The following is a 17,985-nucleotide window of genomic DNA, read 5'->3' on the forward strand; positions in this document are numbered from 1 at the left end:
GTCGTACAAAGTCGTGGCGGGCGCAACCCATCTTTTTGAAGAACCGGGAGCCCTTGAAGAGGTCGCCAGACTCGCTGGAGACTGGTTCGAGAAGCATCTGCACGGGCCCGATTGACAGCGCCTGAGCGGCCTCACACGCCAAACGGATAGGTTTCGTCTTCCGGCTCGAGTCGCTGACTTTTCGGCAGCGCCAGTGCTGTCACGGGTTGGGTCTGTTCAATCCAGATCATGGCATCGAATTGATCGGCCAACATCGCTTCGAAGTAGTGACTGCCACGCTCGGTTTCAGGGCGGTAAATCACCCCGATGGCCCGTTCCAGCAAGGGTTTGGACAACACCCGGCGCAGCTCATTGCGCGCCGGGTCTCGCCAGTCGGTCAATGACGCCGGCACACCGGCCTTGAGGAACTGATGCTCCCAACTGTCCGGGCGGGAGGGCCGGATGTCCTTGATGAGCATGTCGCCGTCCCAGTCATCGGCCGCAGCCACCTTGCCACGGTCGGTACTCATACCGATCAGAACAGCATCGCGCCCATAAGCACTGCGGCACAGCTGACCGATGTTGAACTGCCCCTTCCAGCCCATTTCCGTCGCGGCCGCGTTGCCGATATGAGAGTTGTGCGCCCAGACCACGGCCTTGGCGTGCGGGCCCCGGTGTTCAAGCAGTGCCCGAAGCGTGTTTTCTCGGCACCGATTCATAATTACAGTGATGCCCTGACCACCAGTGGACAATCAACTGGTTGGGCGCCCGATACGTCGAGGGTCTCGATCAGGTGCCGTACAGCCTTGCGACCGATCTCGTAGTAGGGCAATTGCACCGTGGTCAGCGGTGGAATGAACAGCTCGGCAATACCGATCATGTTGTCATAGCCGAGCACCGCGACATCGTCGGGAATGTTCAGGCCACGGCCCAACAACAGCTGATAGGCACAAAAGGCAATGCGGTCGTTGCCACAGATCAGAATGTCAAATTGGGGACGCCCCTCAATGATGTGCCGGTCGAGGATAGCGGCTGTTTCACTGTAGGCATCGTGATCGGAAAGGTCGTATTGCAGGAGCGCGTCAGGCGCCAGACCGAATGCCTGGCAGGCACGCTGCAGGCCTTTTTGTCGCAGCCCCCAGGCCAGGCTTTGTTTGGGCAGGTTGATACACAGAGGGCGTGTATAACCGAGGTTCAACGCGTGGTGTACGGCCCGATACTGTCCCATTTCGTCGTCTGGTACATAGCTGACGAGACGGCTGTCATCTGCCAGGCAATTGGCGAGCACCAAGGGCTTGCTCTTCAATCGCTCGGGAATGGACACCTGGCGAAACCCCATGGCGCTGAAGATCAAGCCGTCCGGACGATGCGACAGCATCAGGTCGATGTTCTGGTCGGTGGGCGGGTTGCTTAGCAGGTTGAGGATAAAGACATTCCAGCCTGCTTGCTGCGCGGTCTGCTCAATGGACAGCAGCAACTCGACCGCGAAGGGTGTGGTCGCAGTGTCCAGCGCGAACACACCGATGGTTCGCGACTGCAGGTTGTCGCCGCGCATTTTGCGCGCTGACAGGCTCGGTACGAATTGCAGTTCATCAATGGCCCGACGCACCCGCAGAAGGGTTTCGGCGCTCAATTTTTCCGGCGTATTGAGCGCGCGAGAAACCGTCATCAGGGACACGCCGGCCAGCTGTGCAACGTCTTTCACTGAAGTCATGTGAGGCGAAATCGGTCAGGTTGACGCCGAATCATGACACATGGCCCCGGCTTCTCGCGACCCGCATGACGCCGCTCATAACCATCCAGAACCGAGAGACCACGCTTTGGCAATCGAGACACGCCCGCCACTCCCGTTAGCCAGAAGCTTCACGCCCAGACTGTCAGGCCGCGGATAGAGGCGACTGCTGAGGCTGAAGCGCCCGTTTTCGTCGAATACCTCGATGGACGAGCGATCGAGGAACACGCGCAGTTCAAGTCGCTCTTGTGCCCGGTCTATCGATACGCTGCGCTGGCCGGTGACTTGCGCACCCGAGCGGCTACGGTCAAGCACCAGGCGATGCAATGATGCATCGTAGTAGAGCAGGGTTTCTTCACGACCATCGTCGCTGCAACGCAAAGCAACACCCAAGTGGCCGTCGGTGCAACCGAGCAAATCCAGATGCACATGGATTTCGAGCATGTCGCCTTTCACGTCCGGCACCCACCGGGACCCCGTCCCATCCCACCAGAGCGTATTCGGCAATGGCGCCTTGCGTAGGGCGGTGAGCTCCCGCGCCGGATACACGCGAAGGCGATCGGCGCACAGTTCAAGTTCGCGCGGCAAACCGAGCATGCCGCACCAGTGATGGTCCTGGCTCGGCATCGGGCTTTCCCACATGTCGAGCCACGCCCACACAAGGCGCCGACCATCAGCGGCCAGTAGCGTTTGTGCCGCATAGAAATCATGGCCGTTATCCAGTTCGATAAAAGGCCCTCCCGTGAAGTGCCATTCGCTATCGAGTCGGCCCACTCGATAACCCGTCTGGTACTTGTTGAGCCGGTCGTAACCTTCGGCTTGCATGCCTTGGGGCGAGTACAGCAGTACATCGCGTCCACTCAGTCGAAACAGATCCGGGCATTCCCACATGTAGCCATCGCCCTCGCTGCCGCCGGACACATAGTCAAGGAACTCCCAGACGTGCAGATCCGTGGAACGGTACAACGGCAGCAGCGGCACATCGCCCAGACGTGCGCCGGCGATCAGGTACCAATAGTCATCTTCCTGCCATACCTTGGGGTCGCGGAAGTGCATGATGGTGTCTTGCGGCGCGGTGTCGATGACGGCGCCCTGTTTGACGAAGCGGATGCCATCGCTACTGGTGGCCAGGCACTGCACTTGACGGATGAAGCGCTCGTCACCCACTTCCCCCAGCCAGGTGTGCCCGGTGTAGATCAGGGCCAGGGTATCGCCACACACCACGGCGCTACCGGAAAAACAACCGTCACGGTCGAAGTCATCGCCGGGGGCCAGCGCAATGGGCAGGTGCTGCCAATGAACCAGATCGGCACTCTTGGCGTGGCCCCAATACATAGGGCCCCATTTCGCGTCGAAGGGGTAATGCTGATAGAACACGTGGTATTCGCCACGAAAGTACACGACTCCGTTAGGGTCGTTCATCCAGCCTGCCGGCGGGGCAATATGATAGCCGGGGCGATAATCGTGGATGACGCGAGACACGCCGTCACTCAGCGCACGCTGCGCAAGGTCAAGGGAAGAAGACATCGGGTCGCTCATGGTATTCAAAGACAAGGTCATAGGGCGCGTGCGCGGACTGAGCGCAGAGGAATGTCATCCGGCAGGTTTCCAATGGCGTGTGGGTGGCGTTTCAAGGCCGTACCGTCGGCGTCGAACAGGTGCAGGTGGTCTGTGTCCAGTTGCAGTTCGACCCGATCACCTGCCTGCCAGCCGGCGCTGACCTCGCAACGACAGATCAGTGGCTCGTCCTGACCTGTTTCGAGGTGCACATACGTTTCGCTGCCCAGGTATTCGACCCCGGTCACGACGATGCCGGCGGTTTCTTCCGCCGCTTTGAGCGATACGTGCTCCGGGCGAATCCCCAGGCTCATCAGCGTGCCCGCCGCCAGATCCGAGCTGTCGAAGGGCAGGGCGGCCATACCCAAAACGGGAGTATCGACCCGGCTGGTTTCGCCCGGGGCATGCAGGCGCGCCGGTAGAAAATTCATTCTGGGCGAACCGAGAAAACCGGCGACAAAGCGGCTGGCCGGGCGTTCATAAAGTTCGCGCGGTGAGCCGATCTGCTCAACGCGACCGCCATTGAGCACGACAATTTTGTCGGCCAGGGTCATCGCTTCCACCTGATCGTGGGTGACGTAGATCATGGTCGAGCCCAGTCGGTCATGCAGTCGGGCGATTTCGTTGCGCATCTGCACCCGCAAGGAAGCATCCAGGTTGGAAAGCGGCTCATCGAACAACAAAATGTCCGGTTCCCGCGCCATGGCTCTGCCCATCGCCACACGCTGACGCTGGCCTCCGGACAGTTCCTTTGGCTTGCGTTGCAGCAGGTTGTCCAATTGCAGAATCTGCGCAGTTTTCAGCACGCGCTCGCGCAGGCTGGTCTTTTCCGTCTTGGCCAGTTTGAGACCAAAACTGATGTTGTCGTAGACGCTCATGTGCGGGTACAGCGCATAAGACTGAAACACCATGCCGACGCCACGTTCGCGCGGCTCCAGGTCGTTGACCCGCCGCCCGTCTATCAGCAGGTCGCCGGTGCAGATCGAATCCAGCCCGGCGATCAGCCGCAGCAGAGTCGACTTTCCGCAGCCCGAAGGGCCGACGAACACCACGAACTCACCCGCAGCGATCTCCAGGTTGATGTCGCGAAGAATCCGCACGCCGCCCAGTTGTTTGTTCACGTTGTCCAGTTTCAATTTGATCACGATGCTGTTCCTTGTATTTGTTGGGCATCAACCCTTTAACGCGCCGGCAGTGAGACCGGAAACGATTCGGCGCTGGAAGATCAGCACCAGAATCACCAGTGGGACGGTGACCAGCACCGACGCAGCCATCAACAAGCCCCAAGGCAACTCATGGGGGCTGCCGCCAGAAATCAAGGCGATGGCGACCGGCACCGTGCGTTGGGTGTCGGTGAGGGTGAAGGTCAGGGCAAACAGGAACTCGTTCCACGCGGCGATGAAGGCCAATAAACCAGTGGTGACCAGGGCGGGCCAGAGCAGCGGCAACAGCACGCGGGTCAGCGTGACCCAAGGCGAGGCGCCATCCATGATTGCCGCTTCCTCCAGTTCATGGGGCAATTGCCCCATGAACGTGGTCAGCACCCAGACGGTGAACGGCAGGGTAAAAATCGTGTAGCTCAGGATCAACGCCCAGGACGTGTTGTACAGGCCCAGGGCACGGATCACTTCGAACAGCCCCGACAGCACCGCGACCTGAGGAAACATCGACACCCCAAGAACTATCATCAAGACCGTGCCACGCCCACGGAATTTCACCCGGCCCAAGGCATAGGCAGCGGTCAGGCTGAGGAACAGCGCCAGCGTCACCACGCACAGCGCAACCACCAGCGAATTACCAATTGCCCGCAGGAATGAGGCTTGGTGAAGGACCGCCGCGTAATTGGAGAAGTCCGGGTTTGCGATCCAGTAGCTCACCTCGAACAAGGCGCTCGACGGTTTCAGCGAAGTCACGATGGCGTAGTAGAAAGGGAAGACCGCATACAGCAGCAAAACTCCGATCAGACACCAGAATCCGAGGCGCAACAGCAATTTTTTCAGTAGGCGCAGGTTCATGACCGGACCTCCAGTTGACGACGTCCGAGGTAGAGATAAAGCATGGCGATCACCGCAACGACCAGAAACAGCAGCGTCGAGGCCGCGCTGCCGTAACCGACGTCCTGGAACTCCACCAGGTGCTGGCGGGCATACACCGACATGCTCATGGTGCTCGACGAGTTCGAGGTCAGCACATAAATCACGTCGAATACCCGCAGGGAATCGAGGATGCGGAAGATCGCCGCCACCAGCAGTGCAGGCATCAACAGGGGAAGCGTGACGCGCCAGAATACTTTCAGCGGATGAATGCCATCGACCCTGGCGGCTTCGTAGCAATCGCTCGGCAACATCTGCAACGCCGCCAACATCAGTAGCGTGACAAACGGGACGGTCTTCCACACGTCGACGATGATCACTGCCCACATCGACAGATCCGCATCTGCCGTCCAGGCCAGAGGTGCGTCAATCAGGCCGAGGCTCAGCATCAGGTGATTGATGATGCCGAACTGGTCATTCAGCATCCATGACCAGATCTTCGCCGAGACAATGGTCGGAATCGCCCAGGGAATCAGAATCAACGCGCGCACGAGGGAGCGGCCAGTGAACTTGATGTTCAACAGCAACGCCACCAACAGCCCAAGGACGACTTCCAGCCCCACCGACACCACAGTGAAATACAACGTGTTGCGCACAGCGTTCCACCATTGTGGATCGACGAGGATGCCCGACCAGCTGGAACCGTCGTGGAACAGATAATTGCTCAAGCCAATGAAGGTTGCGCCACCGGTGTCCGCCAGGCTGGCGTCGGTCAGGCTGAACCAGAATGTGCGCAGTAGCGGCCAGGCCGCCACCAGGGTCAGACACAGCAACATCGGTGTCAGAAACAGCCAGGCGGCACGTACTCGGCGACGCTGTATGGGCGTTTCCCTGGTGAGCAGGCGCTCGTCACAGGATGCATGGGTAGTAGAGACAGACATGGTGATTTCCTTCCTTGTGGCCTACCAGTTCCGGCGTTTGATGCGCGTGAGTTCGCTTTCCAGTTCGACCAGCGCCTGATCGACAGGCAACTCGCCCGCCAGCACCCCATGCACTCGATCGAAGAACGCATTGGAGACCCGTGGATAGCGATCGGCGGTGATCGAAGCGGGGCGCATGACCCCGTCGTTGAGAATGCTGTGCAACTGAGCGTAATAAGGCATGGCCGCGAGCAGCTCGGGATCTTGATACAGCGACTCGATAACCGGGTTATAGGCGCCTATCAGGGCGCGCCGTTTTTGCTCTTGAGCACGGGTCAGGTAGCTCACCAATTCGGCGGCAAGTTGGGGATGGGCGCTGTAGCGCGATACCGCCAGGCCCCAGCCACCGAGGGTGGATGCATGGCGGCCGGTCTCGCCGCCGCGGGGCAGGGGGGCGACCCCGACCTTGTCTTTTACGGCGCTGTCCTGGCTTTGCACCAGGGCCCAGACATAAGGCCAGTTACGCATGAACAGCGCATTGCCCGACTGGAATACACCCCGGCCTTCTTCCTCGGTGTAGTTCAGTACGCCACGCGGGGAGATGTCTCCCACCCAGCTTTTCGCCAGGGTCAAAGCCGCTTTTGAGGCCTGACTGTTGACCACGATGTCGCCTTGTGGATTGACCAGCCCGCCTTCCGGTTGGCTGCTGATCCACTCCAGCGCATTACACGTCAGGCCCTCGTATGCGCGTCCCTGAAAGATGTAACCCCACACGTTGGCGTTCCCGGCATTGCGCTCAGCCTGCTGAACATCCCTGGCGGTAGCGGTCATTTCCTCCCAAGTCTGGGGAACCTGTTTGTTGTATTTCTCGAGCAAGTCTTTGCGGTAATACAACAGGCCCGAGTCGGTGAACCACGGCATCGTCACCAGCCGTCCGTTTACCGTGGCGTTATCGACCTGTGCCTGGAAGTAGCCTTCGGTCGCGTTGGCTGGAAGCACCTCACGCAGATCCATCAGATGTTTGGCCAGCATTCCCGGCCACACCATATCGATTTGAATGATGTCGATGTCAGTGGACTGCGCGCTGAGGATCTGCTGGTAGAACGACAACCGCTCGGTCGCCGAGTTAGGCGTGGAAACCACTTCAACGTTGTTGCCGGTCTGCTTCGACCACGTCTCGACGGCCTCCTTGCACAGTTGTAACTCCGCACCCACCGCACCGCACGAGATCGTCAGATCGGCTGCGCTCGATACGGATGGAAGTGCGGCACACAGGGTGATCAATGCGCTGGGCAGGAGCGATTTCAGGTGTTTCATCGAGCGTCCTTTATTTTTGTTTTTAGAAAAGTTAACGTTAACATCGCCAAATGTAGCAGCGTATTTGCGATGAGGCACCCTTTTTTTCGTCGATTGCGACAACTCGCAACGCACGCAAAAAACGACTACTTGCGTCAACAAACAATAAAAACAAAACAGGGATTTTCACATGCAGAAAGCAACAGGCTGGCTACTGGCAGGTGTGCTCGGCACAACGGCAGCGACCTCTCAGGCCGCGACTCTGGAAGAACGCATGGCCGCGTTTGAAGCCCGTGCCAGCGCAGCGGAAAAGCGTGCAGCCGCAGCCGAACAGCAGACCCAGGCACTTGCCAGGGAACTGCAGCAGATCAAACTTTCAACGTCTACCTTGCCGCCCGCCGCCTCTACTGCGACAGCAATTTCGGCGCCTGCTTTGGATACCCGGTTGGCAAAACTCGAAGCCCGCCAGCAAAGCCTGGAGAAGGAGGGCAATACCGGCCACCTCACCGATGGGTTCAGCTTCAACGGTTATGCCCGCTCCGGATTGCTGGTCGACGAGGGGCTGGGGGGTGGCCGTGGCGGCCCTTACACAACGCCGGCCGGCTCGGTGGGTGGGGCAGTCGGACGACTCGGCAACGAAGACGACACCTACGTGCGTATAGACCTGTCGAAAGAAATCCATGCGCAAAACGGTACCCGTGCCAAATTCACGGTTTCAATCGCCGACGGTGTGGAAAGTTCCAATGACTGGACGGCCGACGAAAGCAAACTGAACGTACGCCAGGTATTCACAACGCTCGACCATGTCGCTGCGTTCAAAGGCAATTCAGTGTTCGAGAACGCCACGCTGTGGGCTGGCAAGCGATTCGACAGAGACAATTTCGATATCCACTGGCTCGACTCGGACGTCGTTTACCTGGCCGGCACCGGCGGGGGAATTTACGATGTGCAGATGAGCAAGAACTGGCGCTCGAATTACTCCTTGATTGGTCGTAGCTACGGCGATTTCAGTCAAGGCGGTATTAATGCCGATGTGGAAAGCTACATCCTGACCTCCAACCAGTTCTTCGACGATGGCCAGTGGCAGTGGATGTACAACGCCATCGGCGCAAAGAAAAACGATTTCGGTACCCGCACCAATAAAGCCGGCTTGACGCCTGCGGATTCCGGCTTGCACAGCATGCTGGCCAACCACCAGAAAACCTTTTTTGGCAGAGAAGGTTTCTTCAAAACGGCGCTGCTCTATGGGCAAGGTCTGGGGGCAGAGGTCAAGAACGTTGGCTCGGACGGTGAACTGATTGATGACGCCCGCGCGCTGCGGCTGGCGCTTTACGGTGAAACGCCTCTTGCGTCTGACTGGCGCATCGGGCCCAGCTTGCTGGCCGAACAGAGCAAGGATAGATACGTCAAAGGTGACGACTACCGCTGGCTGACCCTGAACGTGCGATTGGCTAACAGAATCAACAGCAACTTCGAAATGGCCTACGAAATGAGCTGGCAAACCATGAACCTCGACCCCAAGGGCTATCTGCAACGTAATGCGGTCGACGGTAACTTCTGGAAATTCACGGTCGCTCCGACTTTCAAACTTGACGTCGCAGATCTTCTCACGCGTCCCGAATTGCGAGTGTTCGCAAGCTTCATGAACTGGTCTTCGGATCTGGACAGATTCAGTACCACAGACGCCTTTGGCATGACTGACTTCCATGCTGGAGGTGTATGGCAGTACGGCATACAGATGGAGACCTGGTTTTAAAATTGAAGCGTTCGGCCAACACGTCTTCAGCTGACCTGTTGGCTGTTAATGAAGATCGGCACCTGTTGCAATACTAAAACAAGGTGCCGACGACTCGGGCAAGCAATAACCATAGGGATGAATTAATGCCGGATGCAGTTTTTGTAAATCGAACTGTTTTGTTCGGAGATTGTGATCCGGCAGGGGTGGTTTACACTCCCCGGTTCTCATATTTTGCTGTAGAGGCTATTGGCGTAGCGCTTGATCGGTGGGTGGGCGCTCCGGGGCTTCGAACTTTAATGGGTTTTAATATATTGCCGCCGGTGCGCGCGATGTCGATTGAGTTGCTGAGCCCGGTGACGTGGGATGATGAAATGATTATAAAGGTTGGTGTGGCCAGGCTGGGGGAACACTCTTTTACCTTTTTGGTTGAGGGTTTTCTAGGTGAGGGCGTATTGGCTTTTACGGCGAATGTCACCCATGTATGTATCTCACCGGAGAGTAAGGAAGTTATATCCATTCCGGCGCCGCTGAGAGCACTTCTTTCATAGAGAGCGAGCGGCGAACGGGTAGTGGCCTAATGAAGCCGGAGGTCGCCATCCGTTCGCGGCGTTGGTGGCTGACCGCGACGGCAGCCAAGCTGCTGTCGCTAAAATCAACCAAGGGCAAGATGAGGGCTAGTCAACCATCACCTCGTCGAGTGCCTGCTCAAGCGTGCTGACCGTGCGCTCGATATTCTGCAGCTTCTCGAGTCCGAACAGCCCGATACGGAAGGTCTGGAAGTCGGCCGGTTCATCGCATTGCAACGGCACTCCGGCGGCGATCTGCAGACCGTGCTCGGCAAATTTCTTGCCGTTCTTGATGTCGGCATCATCGGTGTAGCTCACCACGACGCCCGGGGCTTGAAAGCCGGCAGCGGCCACGCTTTTGAAGCCATTGCCGGTCAACATGGCGCGTACCCGATCACCCAGCGCCTGTTGTTCGTCGCGGATCTTGTCGAAACCGTAGGCTTGCGTCTCTTTCATCACGTCGTTAAACCGCGCGAGGGAATCGCTGGGCATGGTTGCGTGATAGGCATGTCCGCCCTGTTCGTAGGCCTGCATGATCTGCAGCCACTTTTTCAGGTCGCAGGCGAAGCTGCTGCTTTGTGTCTGCTCGATGCGTTCAAGGGCCAGAGCACTGAACATCACCAGGGCGCAGCAAGGGGAGGCGCTCCAGCCTTTCTGCGGTGCGCTGATCAGCAGGTCGACGGCGCATTTGTGCATATCCACCCAAATCGTGCCCGAGGCGATGCAGTCCAGCACGAACAGACCGCCCACCGCATGCACGGCGTCGCCGACCGCTCGCAGGTACTCGTCGGGCAGGATGATTCCGGAGGACGTTTCAACGTGGGGCGCGAACACCACCTGCGGCTTCTGCGCCGCAATGGCTGCCAGCACTTCGTCCAGCGGCGGCGGGGCGTAGGCTGCCTGGCGACCCGTCTCGACCGGACGGGCCTTGAGCACCGTGGTAGCTGCCGGGATGTTGCCCATCTCAAGGATCTGGCTCCAGCGATAACTGAACCAGCCGTTGCGTATCACCAGGCATGGCTGGCCGGTGGCGAACTGCCGCGCCACTGCTTCCATGCCGAATGTGCCACTGCCCGGCACCACCGCAACAGCCTCGGCGTTGTAGACCTGTTTCAGGGTCTTGGAAATATTCTTCATCACGCCTTGAAAAGACTGCGACATGTGGTTAAGCGAGCGGTCGGTGTAGACCACTGAGTACTCGACCAGCCCCTCAGGATCGATACCGGGATAGAGCTTTGACATGGCGTAACTCCTTTGGCAGGGATGTAGTGATATCGACCCTGCCTCAAGCCTGGGCAAATGACAAGGTTGCCCGGGGTGGAGTAACACCGCCGCCGAGCAGAAACAACCTCACCGCGAGCAGCGTCGAGGACAACGGCAGCAGGACGATCACCCGCGATAAAACCCTGCCAGATTGACGCTGCTGAACACGATGAAAATGGTCAACAGGCTGCGCACCGAAGCACGTACCTGAGACAGCCCTCTGTGGCTCAACGGCGCCCGGTCCGCGTACTCACATCCACCCAAACGGCCAACACCAGAATGCTGCCCTTGACGATCATCTGCCAATAGCTGTCGACATCGAGCATGGACATGCCGTTGTCCAGGCTGGTGATGACCAGCGCACCGAGCAGGGCGCCGTACACCGTGCCGGAGCCACCGCGCATGGAGGTGCCGCCGATGAAGCAGGCGGCGATGGCGTCGAGTTCGCCCATGCTGCCGGCCGAAGGCGAGCCGGCGGCGAGGCGCGCGGTGTTGACCACGCCGGCGAGGGCGCACATCACGCCCATGATCCCGAAAATCCACAGCTTCACAGCCTGCACATTGATACCGGACAGGCGCGTCGCTTCCATGTTGCTGCCCACGGCGTACACGCGCCGCCCGAACACGGTCTGACTGGTCACGTAACTGAACACGCCCAACAGAATCAGCAGCAGCAAGACCGGCACGGGAATGCCATCGTAGCTGTTGAGCGTCTGCACGAAGCCGGCCAGCACGGCGCCGATCACTAACACGCGGATGACGTCACGCACCAATGAATGCGCCGCCAGCCCGTGAAGGGCACGATTGCGCCGTTGTTTCCAAGTGAGGAACACCGTCAGCGCGAACAGCACAACGCCCAGCCCAGTGCCGATCGCGTGGGGCAGGTAGCCCTGGCCGATGTAGACGAGTTCCGGCGATACCGGCGCAATGGTCGTGCCGCCGGTAATCCCCAGCAGAATCCCGCGAAACGCCAACATGCCGCCCAGCCCGACAATGAATGAGGGGATGCGCAGGTAAGCCGCCATGTAGCCGTTGGCAAGGCCGATCAGCAGTCCGCACAGCGCGACCAGGCTCAGGTTAGCCAGCAGAGGAATGTGGTAGACCACATCGAGAATGGCCGCGAGGCCACCGAGCAGGCCGAGCAAAGAGCCGACCGACAAATCGATCTCGCCGCTGATGATCACCAGCACCATGCCGCAAGCGAGAATGCCGGTAATCGACATCTGACGCAGCAGATTGGAGAGGTTGCGCGGGGTCAGGAATCCGCCTTCGGTCTGCCAGCTGAAAAACAGCCAGATCAGCACCACGGCAAACACCAGCGCGAGCATTTTGTAGCGGGTGAACAGTTGTTTGACCTGATTCATTTACGCGGATTTCCGATCATTATTGTTATGGCTGCCAGGCTGGCTGAGGGCGGCGGCGAGCACCTGTTCCTGGGTGAGGTCATGGTTGATGAAGTCGCCACGCAACTGGCCTTCGCCGATCACCAGCACGCGGTCGGAAACGCCGAGCACTTCGGCCAGCTCCGACGACACCATGATGATCGACACGCCTGCGGCAGCCAGCGCGCCCATCAATTTGTAGATTTCGTATTTGGCGCCGACGTCCACGCCTCGGGTCGGCTCATCGAGAATCAGCACCCGCGGTTGGGCCAGCAGCATCTTCGCCAGGACGGCTTTTTGTTGATTACCCCCCGACAGACTGGTGATCGGCAGGAACGGACTTGCGGTCTTGAGGTGCAGGCGCGAGATTTCCTGATCGATGCAGCCCAGTTCGGCTTCGGCATCGATACGGGTCAGTTTCGAGTAGTTGTCCAGCACGGCGAGGGTGATGTTCTGGCCGACGCCCAGGTCTGGAATGATGCCTTGGCGCTTGCGGTCCTCCGGCACCAGGCACAGGCCGGCACGGATCGATTTGAGCGGCGTGCGCGTGTCGATGGGTTGTCCGTCCAGCCAGACTTCGCCCTCGTGGCGGCCGGGGTAAGCGCCGAACAGTGCGGTTACCAGTTCGGTACGGCCGGCACCGACCAGCCCGGCGATACCGAGGATTTCGCCGCGTTTGAGGACGAAGGAAATATCGTCGACCCGTTTGCGCCTGGGGTTGTCGACGTCGTAGCAGGTGATATGAAGGGCCTCGAAAATCACTTCGCCGATGGCGTGTGGCTCGGTGGGGTAGAGGTTGCTCATTTCCCGCCCGACCATCTGGGTGATGATCTGCGCAATATCCATATCGGCCATCGCGGTGGTGGCGATATGTTTGCCATCGCGGATCACTGAAATGGTGTCGCACACGGCGGCCACTTCATCGAGCTTGTGCGAGATATAGACGCAGGCGACGCCTTTGGCTTTGAGGTCGCGGATGATGTCCAGCAACACCTCGATTTCCGAACGGCTCAAAGCCGATGAGGGCTCGTCGAGGATCAGCAGGCGGGCCTTTTTGTTCAGGGCCTTGGCGATTTCCACCAGTTGCTGATAGCCACCGCCGTACTGCGACACCGGCAGCGATACGTTCATGTCCGGCACTTTCAATTCGCGCATCAGGGCTTCGGCGCGGTGGATCATCGCCGGGTAATTCATGCGTCCGCCGGGCAGCGTCAGTTCATGGCCCATGAAAATGTTTTCAGCCACCGACAGGTCGGGCACCAGCGTCAGTTCCTGGTGAATGATGACGATGCCGGCGGCTTCCGTTTCGCTGATCGATTGCGCTCTGAGCGGTCGCCCGTCCCAGAGGATTTCACCGTCCCAGGTGCCGTGCGGGTAAACCGCCGAAAGGATCTTCATCAGCGTGGACTTGCCGGCGCCATTCTCGCCGCACAGGCCAACGCATTCACCCGGTTTGACCTTGATGTCGATGCCGTTGAGTGCTTTGACACCACCGAAGGTTTTGACGATGCCGTTCATTTGCAGCAGATAGTCGGACATGGAGAGGGCTCGTATATCAAAGACTCACACACCACTGAACCTGTGTGGGAGCAAGCTCGCTCCCACAAGGGTTTTCGCATAACCGGAGTTTGTGATGTGATCACTTCCCGGCGATTTGCGCCTTGGTGTAGAAGCCGTCCTGTTCGAGCAGGTCGATGTTGTCCTTGGTCAGCGGGGTTGGCGTGAGCAGGATGGTGTCGACTTTTTTGCTGCCGTTGTCGTACTGCGAGCTGAAGGCGGGTTTTTCGTTGCGCGCCAGTTGCACCGAGAGCTTGGCTGCTTCTGAGGCAATCAGTTTGAGCGGCTTGTACACGGTCATGGTTTGTGTGCCGGCGATCACGCGCTTGACCGCAGCGAGGTCAGCATCCTGCCCGGAAATCGGTACCTTGCCAGCCAGTTGCTGCGCCGCCAGTGCCTGAATGGCACCGCCCGCCGTGGCGTCGTTGGAGGCGACAATGCCGTCGATTTTGTTGTCGTTGCGGGTCAGGGCGTTTTCAACAATGCTCAGCGCCTCGGTAGGGTTCCATTCCTTCACCCACTGCTGGCCGACTATCTTGATATCGCCCTTGTCGATGGCCGGCTGCAGCACTTTCATCTGACCCTCGCGCAGTATTTTTGCGTTGTTGTCGGTGGGCGCACCACCGAGCAAAAAGTAATTGCCCTTGGGCGCAGCTTTCAGCACGCCGCTGGCCTGCATCTCGCCGACTTTCTCGTTATCGAAGGAAATATAGGCGTCAACATCGGCATTGAGGATCAGGCGATCGTAGGACACGACTTTGATCCCGGCTTTCTTCGCTTCAGCCACCGCGTTGGTCAGCACCGTGGCGTTGAACGGCACGATGACAATGACATCGACGCCTCGGGAAATAAGGTTTTCGATCTGGGAAATCTGCTTTTGCTCGTTGGCATCGGCCGACTGCACGAAGACCTTGGCGTCCATTTTTTCTGCCGCCGCGACGAAATAGTCGCGGTCACGCGACCAGCGCTCCAGGCGCAGATCATCAATGGAGAAACCGATTTTCGGGTGGGCAGCGTCAGCCATCACTGGCAGTGACAGCAATGCCAGGGCAGTGGCCAATAACGTGCGTTTTACGTTCTTCATGGTGGGGCGTCCTTTTATTGTTGTTGGAAAGACACGGCCTGACGATGAGTATCGGGCTGGTAAAACTGTAGAGAATCCGCAGGCGCTGCAGGCACAGATTTGTCGTGCAATTGTCACCGCGTCGTTGCGCCGGCAGAGTCTCGTAGCGTTCAGCGATAGATAAACCGGTTAACGATGTTCTCGAGCATTTCCTGCCGGCCGCTGACGGCTTGCGGGTTCAACTCGTTGGTGAACGCGTGCTCGGCCAAGGACTCAAGATTGAAGTCACCCGCCATCACCGCCTGCCCGAACGGCTGCTTCCAACCGGCGTAGCGTTGATCCTTGAGCCGTTGCAGCTGGTCGTTCTGCACCATGGCCGCTGCCCGTTCCAGAGACAGGGCGAGAACGTCCATGGCGCCGACGTGGCCATGGAACAGATCGATCTGATCGAGGCTTTGCCGACGCACCTTGGAGTCAAAGTTGAATCCGCCATTCTTGAACCCGCCAGCCTTGAGGATTTCATAGGTGGCCAGGGTCATTTCTTCGACGCTGTTGGGGAACTGGTCGGTGTCCCAGCCGTTTTGCGGATCACCACGGTTGGCGTCGATGCTGCCAAAAATCCCCAGCGAGACGGCCGTCGCAATCTCGTGATGGAAGCTATGCCCGGCCAGCGTCGCGTGGTTAGCCTCGATGTTGACCTTGATTTCGTGCTCCAGTCCGTACTGCTGGAGAAAGCCGAACACAGTGGCGCTGTCGTAATCGTATTGATGCTTGGTCGGCTCTTGCGGCTTGGGTTCGATCAGCAGGTCGCCGGTGAAACCGATCTTGTGCTTGTGCTCGACCACCATGCGCATGAAGCGGCCCAGTTGTTCGCGTTCACGCTTCAAGTCCGTGTTGAGCAGAGTTTCGTAGCCCTCGCGGCCGCCCCACAACACGTAGTTGGCGCCTTTCAGGCGATGGGTCGCGTTCATCGCGCTGAACACCTGGGCAGCGGCGCAGGCGAACACTTCCGGATCCGGGTTGCTCGCGGCACCCGCGGCGAAACGCGGGTTGCTGAAGCAATTGGCGGTGCCCCACAACAGCTTTATCCCGCTTTGTTCCTGATGTCGCTCCAGGTGATCGACCATTTGCGCGAAGTGGTTGCGGTACTCCTTGAGAGACTGGCCTTCCGGGGCGACATCCGTGTCATGGAAGCAGTAATAGTCGATACCCAGTTTGGAGAAAAATTCGAAGGCCGCGGCTGCCTTGCCTATGGCCAGCTCCATCGGGTCGCCGGCGTGTTGCCACGGGCGCTTGAACGTCCCCGCGCCGAACACATCGGAACCCGGCCAGACGAACGTGTGCCAGTAACAGGCGGCCATACGCAGGTGTTCGCGCATGGGTTTGCCGAGGATGAGTTTGTCGGCGTCGTAGTGACGAAAGGAGAGGGGAGAATCGCTGTTTGGGCCTTCGAACCGAATCGGCTCGACATCGGGGAAATACTGCATGGACTTTGTCCTTGTTGTTCTTGGCGGTGTCTCGATACTAGCAACGGCCCTGTGCCTGCTGATTATGAAAAGCACCAACACCGGGTGCGATTTTGCGTATTGAGCTTCTTCGGTGAGGCGCCTAGTCTGTGCCAATCGCCTCTGTGACAAGGGGCTCAGAACAAGCATAAAAACAATGAAAACCGTACCGCCTGTTCACCGCATCGCGCTGTTGTTCAACGGCAGCAAGATCTATGACCGTGGGATCATCAGCGGCATCGGCAACTACCTGAGCAGCACTCGCGCCTCCTGGGACCTGTTTCTGGAAGAGGATTTTCTCTGTCGTTTGAAAGGGATAGAGCGCTGGCAGGGTGACGGGATCATTGCCGACTTTGACGATCCGCTGATTGGCGAAGCGCTGGCCGACATTCAGATGCCGGTGGTAGCAGTAGGGGGGTCGTACGAGGACAAGCGCGCTTATCCGAAAGCGATCCCGTACGTCGCCACCGATAACAATGCACTGATCAACTTGGCTTACTCGCATTTGATCGAAGCGGGACTGCAGCGTTTTGCCTGCTTCAGCCTGCCTGAAGCGCAGGCCAATCGATGGGCGCAGGAGCGGGAAAAAGCCTTTCGCAGACTGATGCGGCGCGACGGCTTGCACGCCGAAATCTACCGCGGCATGGGCACCAGCGCACCGCTGTGGGACAGCGCCGTCGAACAACTGATCGCCTGGTTGCAAAGCCTGCCCAAGCCCATCGGTATCATCGCCGTCAGCGACGCCCGCGCGCGACAGTTGCTGCAAGCCTGCCTGACCGCCGGCATCGCCGTGCCGGAGCAAGTGGCATTGATAGGAATCGACAACGACCCGCTGACCCGCAGCCTGACCCGAGTGCCCCTGAGTTCGGTCATCCAGGGCACGGAAACCATGGGTCGTACCGCCGCGCAATTGCTCCACCAGATGCTTCACGGCATGCCATCCACCGGCACACAAATCCTGATTCCTCCCGATGCGGTCAACGTGCAGGTGTCGAGTTTGCACCAGCCATTGGGCAATCCCTACGTCATGCAAGCACTGCTGTTCATCCGCCAATACGCCTGCCAAGGCATCAAAACGGCGCAAGTGGCGGCTTATGTCGGCGTGTCGCGCTCATCACTCGAAGCACATTTCCGCGCCGAGCGAGGCTGCAGCGTGCATGACGAGATCCTGCGTTTCAAACTGGCAGCGGCCACCCGCGGCCTGAAAAATACCGACTCAGTGATTGCCGACGTTGCGCGCAGCTGTGGGTTCAAATCTGCGCAGTATCTGCACACGGTGTTTCGGCGGGAGTTTGGTTGCACGCCTCGGGAGTATCAGCAAGGGGCAGGGATGCGCTAATGGAATGCCGGAAATGAGGTTAGAGTGGTCATCAATGTCTTGATGGTTGCGTGAA

At 58.9% G+C, this 17,985-nt stretch carries 14 protein-coding genes and 2 pseudogenes; 4 read left to right on the forward strand and 12 right to left on the reverse strand.

Going from position 1 to position 17,985, the window contains the following annotated elements:
• Positions 1-7: 7 nt before the first annotated feature.
• Positions 8-150, forward strand: a pseudogene (locus NN484_RS21790) (alpha/beta hydrolase); the annotation flags it as partial.
• Here the strand turns inward: NN484_RS21790 and NN484_RS21795 are convergent.
• From NN484_RS21795 to NN484_RS21825, 7 genes and pseudogenes are all read right to left on the reverse strand, one after another.
• A pseudogene (locus NN484_RS21795) lies at positions 132-680 on the reverse strand (erythromycin esterase family protein); the annotation flags it as partial. The pseudogenes NN484_RS21790 and NN484_RS21795 sit on opposite strands and share 19 nt — an antisense overlap.
• Positions 681-700: 20 nt before the next feature.
• Positions 701-1,693: a LacI family DNA-binding transcriptional regulator gene (locus NN484_RS21800; protein WP_127647335.1), complete on the reverse strand. Its 993-nt coding sequence runs from the start codon at positions 1,691-1,693 to the stop codon at positions 701-703.
• A gap of 75 nt (positions 1,694-1,768) precedes the next feature.
• Positions 1,769-3,271, reverse strand: coding sequence for a glycoside hydrolase family 32 protein (locus tag NN484_RS21805; RefSeq protein WP_215500136.1), 1,503 nt, complete (start codon positions 3,269-3,271; stop codon positions 1,769-1,771).
• On the reverse strand, positions 3,268-4,413 hold the full coding sequence (locus tag NN484_RS21810) for an ABC transporter ATP-binding protein (RefSeq protein WP_274657866.1): 1,146 nt from the start codon (positions 4,411-4,413) through the stop codon (positions 3,268-3,270). Before NN484_RS21810 ends, NN484_RS21805 begins: the two co-directional genes overlap by 4 nt.
• 27 nt (positions 4,414-4,440) lie before the next feature.
• The gene (locus tag NN484_RS21815; RefSeq protein ID WP_274657867.1) at positions 4,441-5,283 is read right to left on the reverse strand and encodes a carbohydrate ABC transporter permease; all 843 of its coding nucleotides are present in this window, start codon (positions 5,281-5,283) and stop codon (positions 4,441-4,443) included.
• Positions 5,280-6,242, reverse strand: a complete 963-nt coding sequence (locus NN484_RS21820; RefSeq protein WP_215500139.1) for a carbohydrate ABC transporter permease — start codon at positions 6,240-6,242, stop codon at positions 5,280-5,282. Before NN484_RS21820 ends, NN484_RS21815 begins: the two co-directional genes overlap by 4 nt.
• Positions 6,243-6,263: 21 nt before the next feature.
• Complete coding sequence (locus NN484_RS21825) at positions 6,264-7,538, reverse strand: ABC transporter substrate-binding protein (protein WP_215500140.1); 1,275 nt, start codon at positions 7,536-7,538, stop codon at positions 6,264-6,266.
• Between the two features lie 169 nt (positions 7,539-7,707).
• On the opposite strand from NN484_RS21825, the gene NN484_RS21830 reads away from it, so the two are divergent.
• Positions 7,708-9,273, forward strand: coding sequence for a carbohydrate porin (locus NN484_RS21830; protein WP_274657868.1), 1,566 nt, complete (start codon positions 7,708-7,710; stop codon positions 9,271-9,273).
• Between the two features lie 125 nt (positions 9,274-9,398).
• Complete coding sequence (locus NN484_RS21835) at positions 9,399-9,803, forward strand: acyl-CoA thioesterase (RefSeq protein ID WP_127647321.1); 405 nt, start codon at positions 9,399-9,401, stop codon at positions 9,801-9,803.
• Positions 9,804-9,929: 126 nt separating this feature from the next.
• Here NN484_RS21835 and NN484_RS21840 read toward each other — a convergent pair whose 3' ends face one another.
• From NN484_RS21840 to xylA, 5 genes are all read right to left on the reverse strand, one after another.
• A complete protein-coding gene (locus tag NN484_RS21840) occupies positions 9,930-11,063 on the reverse strand; it encodes an aminotransferase class V-fold PLP-dependent enzyme (protein ID WP_274657869.1) in 1,134 nt (377 codons plus the stop codon).
• Between the two features lie 248 nt (positions 11,064-11,311).
• Positions 11,312-12,448, reverse strand: a complete 1,137-nt coding sequence (locus tag NN484_RS21845) for a sugar ABC transporter permease (RefSeq protein WP_215500142.1) — start codon at positions 12,446-12,448, stop codon at positions 11,312-11,314.
• Positions 12,449-14,005, reverse strand: coding sequence for a D-xylose ABC transporter ATP-binding protein (xylG, locus tag NN484_RS21850; protein ID WP_274657870.1), 1,557 nt, complete (start codon positions 14,003-14,005; stop codon positions 12,449-12,451). It abuts the gene before it with no gap.
• Between the two features lie 100 nt (positions 14,006-14,105).
• A complete protein-coding gene (xylF, locus tag NN484_RS21855) occupies positions 14,106-15,107 on the reverse strand; it encodes a D-xylose ABC transporter substrate-binding protein (RefSeq protein WP_102899781.1) in 1,002 nt (333 codons plus the stop codon).
• A 149-nt stretch (positions 15,108-15,256) separates the two neighbouring features.
• Positions 15,257-16,573 (reverse strand): xylose isomerase, encoded by a 1,317-nt coding sequence (xylA, locus tag NN484_RS21860; protein ID WP_274657871.1) that lies wholly within the window; start codon positions 16,571-16,573, stop codon positions 15,257-15,259.
• A gap of 175 nt (positions 16,574-16,748) precedes the next feature.
• On the opposite strand from xylA, the gene NN484_RS21865 reads away from it, so the two are divergent.
• Positions 16,749-17,930, forward strand: coding sequence for a XylR family transcriptional regulator (locus NN484_RS21865; protein ID WP_274657872.1), 1,182 nt, complete (start codon positions 16,749-16,751; stop codon positions 17,928-17,930).
• The last annotated feature ends 55 nt before the right edge of the window (positions 17,931-17,985 follow it).

The sequence above is a fragment of the Pseudomonas serboccidentalis genome, assembly GCF_028830055.1.
In the GTDB taxonomy this organism is placed as follows: Bacteria; Pseudomonadota; Gammaproteobacteria; order Pseudomonadales; family Pseudomonadaceae; genus Aquipseudomonas; species Aquipseudomonas serboccidentalis.

Bases quoted from the DNA above. Each gene is read 5' to 3' on its own strand.
- NN484_RS21800 (WP_127647335.1), bottom strand. From the start codon at position 1,693: ATGACTTCAGTGAAAGACGTTGCACAGCTGGCCGGCGTGTCCCTGATG.
- NN484_RS21805 (WP_215500136.1), bottom strand. From the start codon at position 3,271: ATGACCTTGTCTTTGAATACCATGAGCGACCCGATGTCTTCTTCCCTT.
- NN484_RS21815 (WP_274657867.1), bottom strand. From the start codon at position 5,283: ATGAACCTGCGCCTACTGAAAAAATTGCTGTTGCGCCTCGGATTCTGG.
- NN484_RS21820 (WP_215500139.1), bottom strand. From the start codon at position 6,242: ATGTCTGTCTCTACTACCCATGCATCCTGTGACGAGCGCCTGCTCACC.
- NN484_RS21825 (WP_215500140.1), bottom strand. From the start codon at position 7,538: ATGAAACACCTGAAATCGCTCCTGCCCAGCGCATTGATCACCCTGTGT.
- NN484_RS21830 (WP_274657868.1), top strand. From the start codon at position 7,708: ATGCAGAAAGCAACAGGCTGGCTACTGGCAGGTGTGCTCGGCACAACG.
- NN484_RS21835 (WP_127647321.1), top strand. From the start codon at position 9,399: ATGCCGGATGCAGTTTTTGTAAATCGAACTGTTTTGTTCGGAGATTGT.
- NN484_RS21840 (WP_274657869.1), bottom strand. From the start codon at position 11,063: ATGTCAAAGCTCTATCCCGGTATCGATCCTGAGGGGCTGGTCGAGTAC.
- NN484_RS21845 (WP_215500142.1), bottom strand. From the start codon at position 12,448: ATGAATCAGGTCAAACAACTGTTCACCCGCTACAAAATGCTCGCGCTG.
- xylG (WP_274657870.1), bottom strand. From the start codon at position 14,005: ATGTCCGACTATCTGCTGCAAATGAACGGCATCGTCAAAACCTTCGGT.
- xylF (WP_102899781.1), bottom strand. From the start codon at position 15,107: ATGAAGAACGTAAAACGCACGTTATTGGCCACTGCCCTGGCATTGCTG.
- xylA (WP_274657871.1), bottom strand. From the start codon at position 16,573: ATGCAGTATTTCCCCGATGTCGAGCCGATTCGGTTCGAAGGCCCAAAC.
- NN484_RS21865 (WP_274657872.1), top strand. From the start codon at position 16,749: ATGAAAACCGTACCGCCTGTTCACCGCATCGCGCTGTTGTTCAACGGC.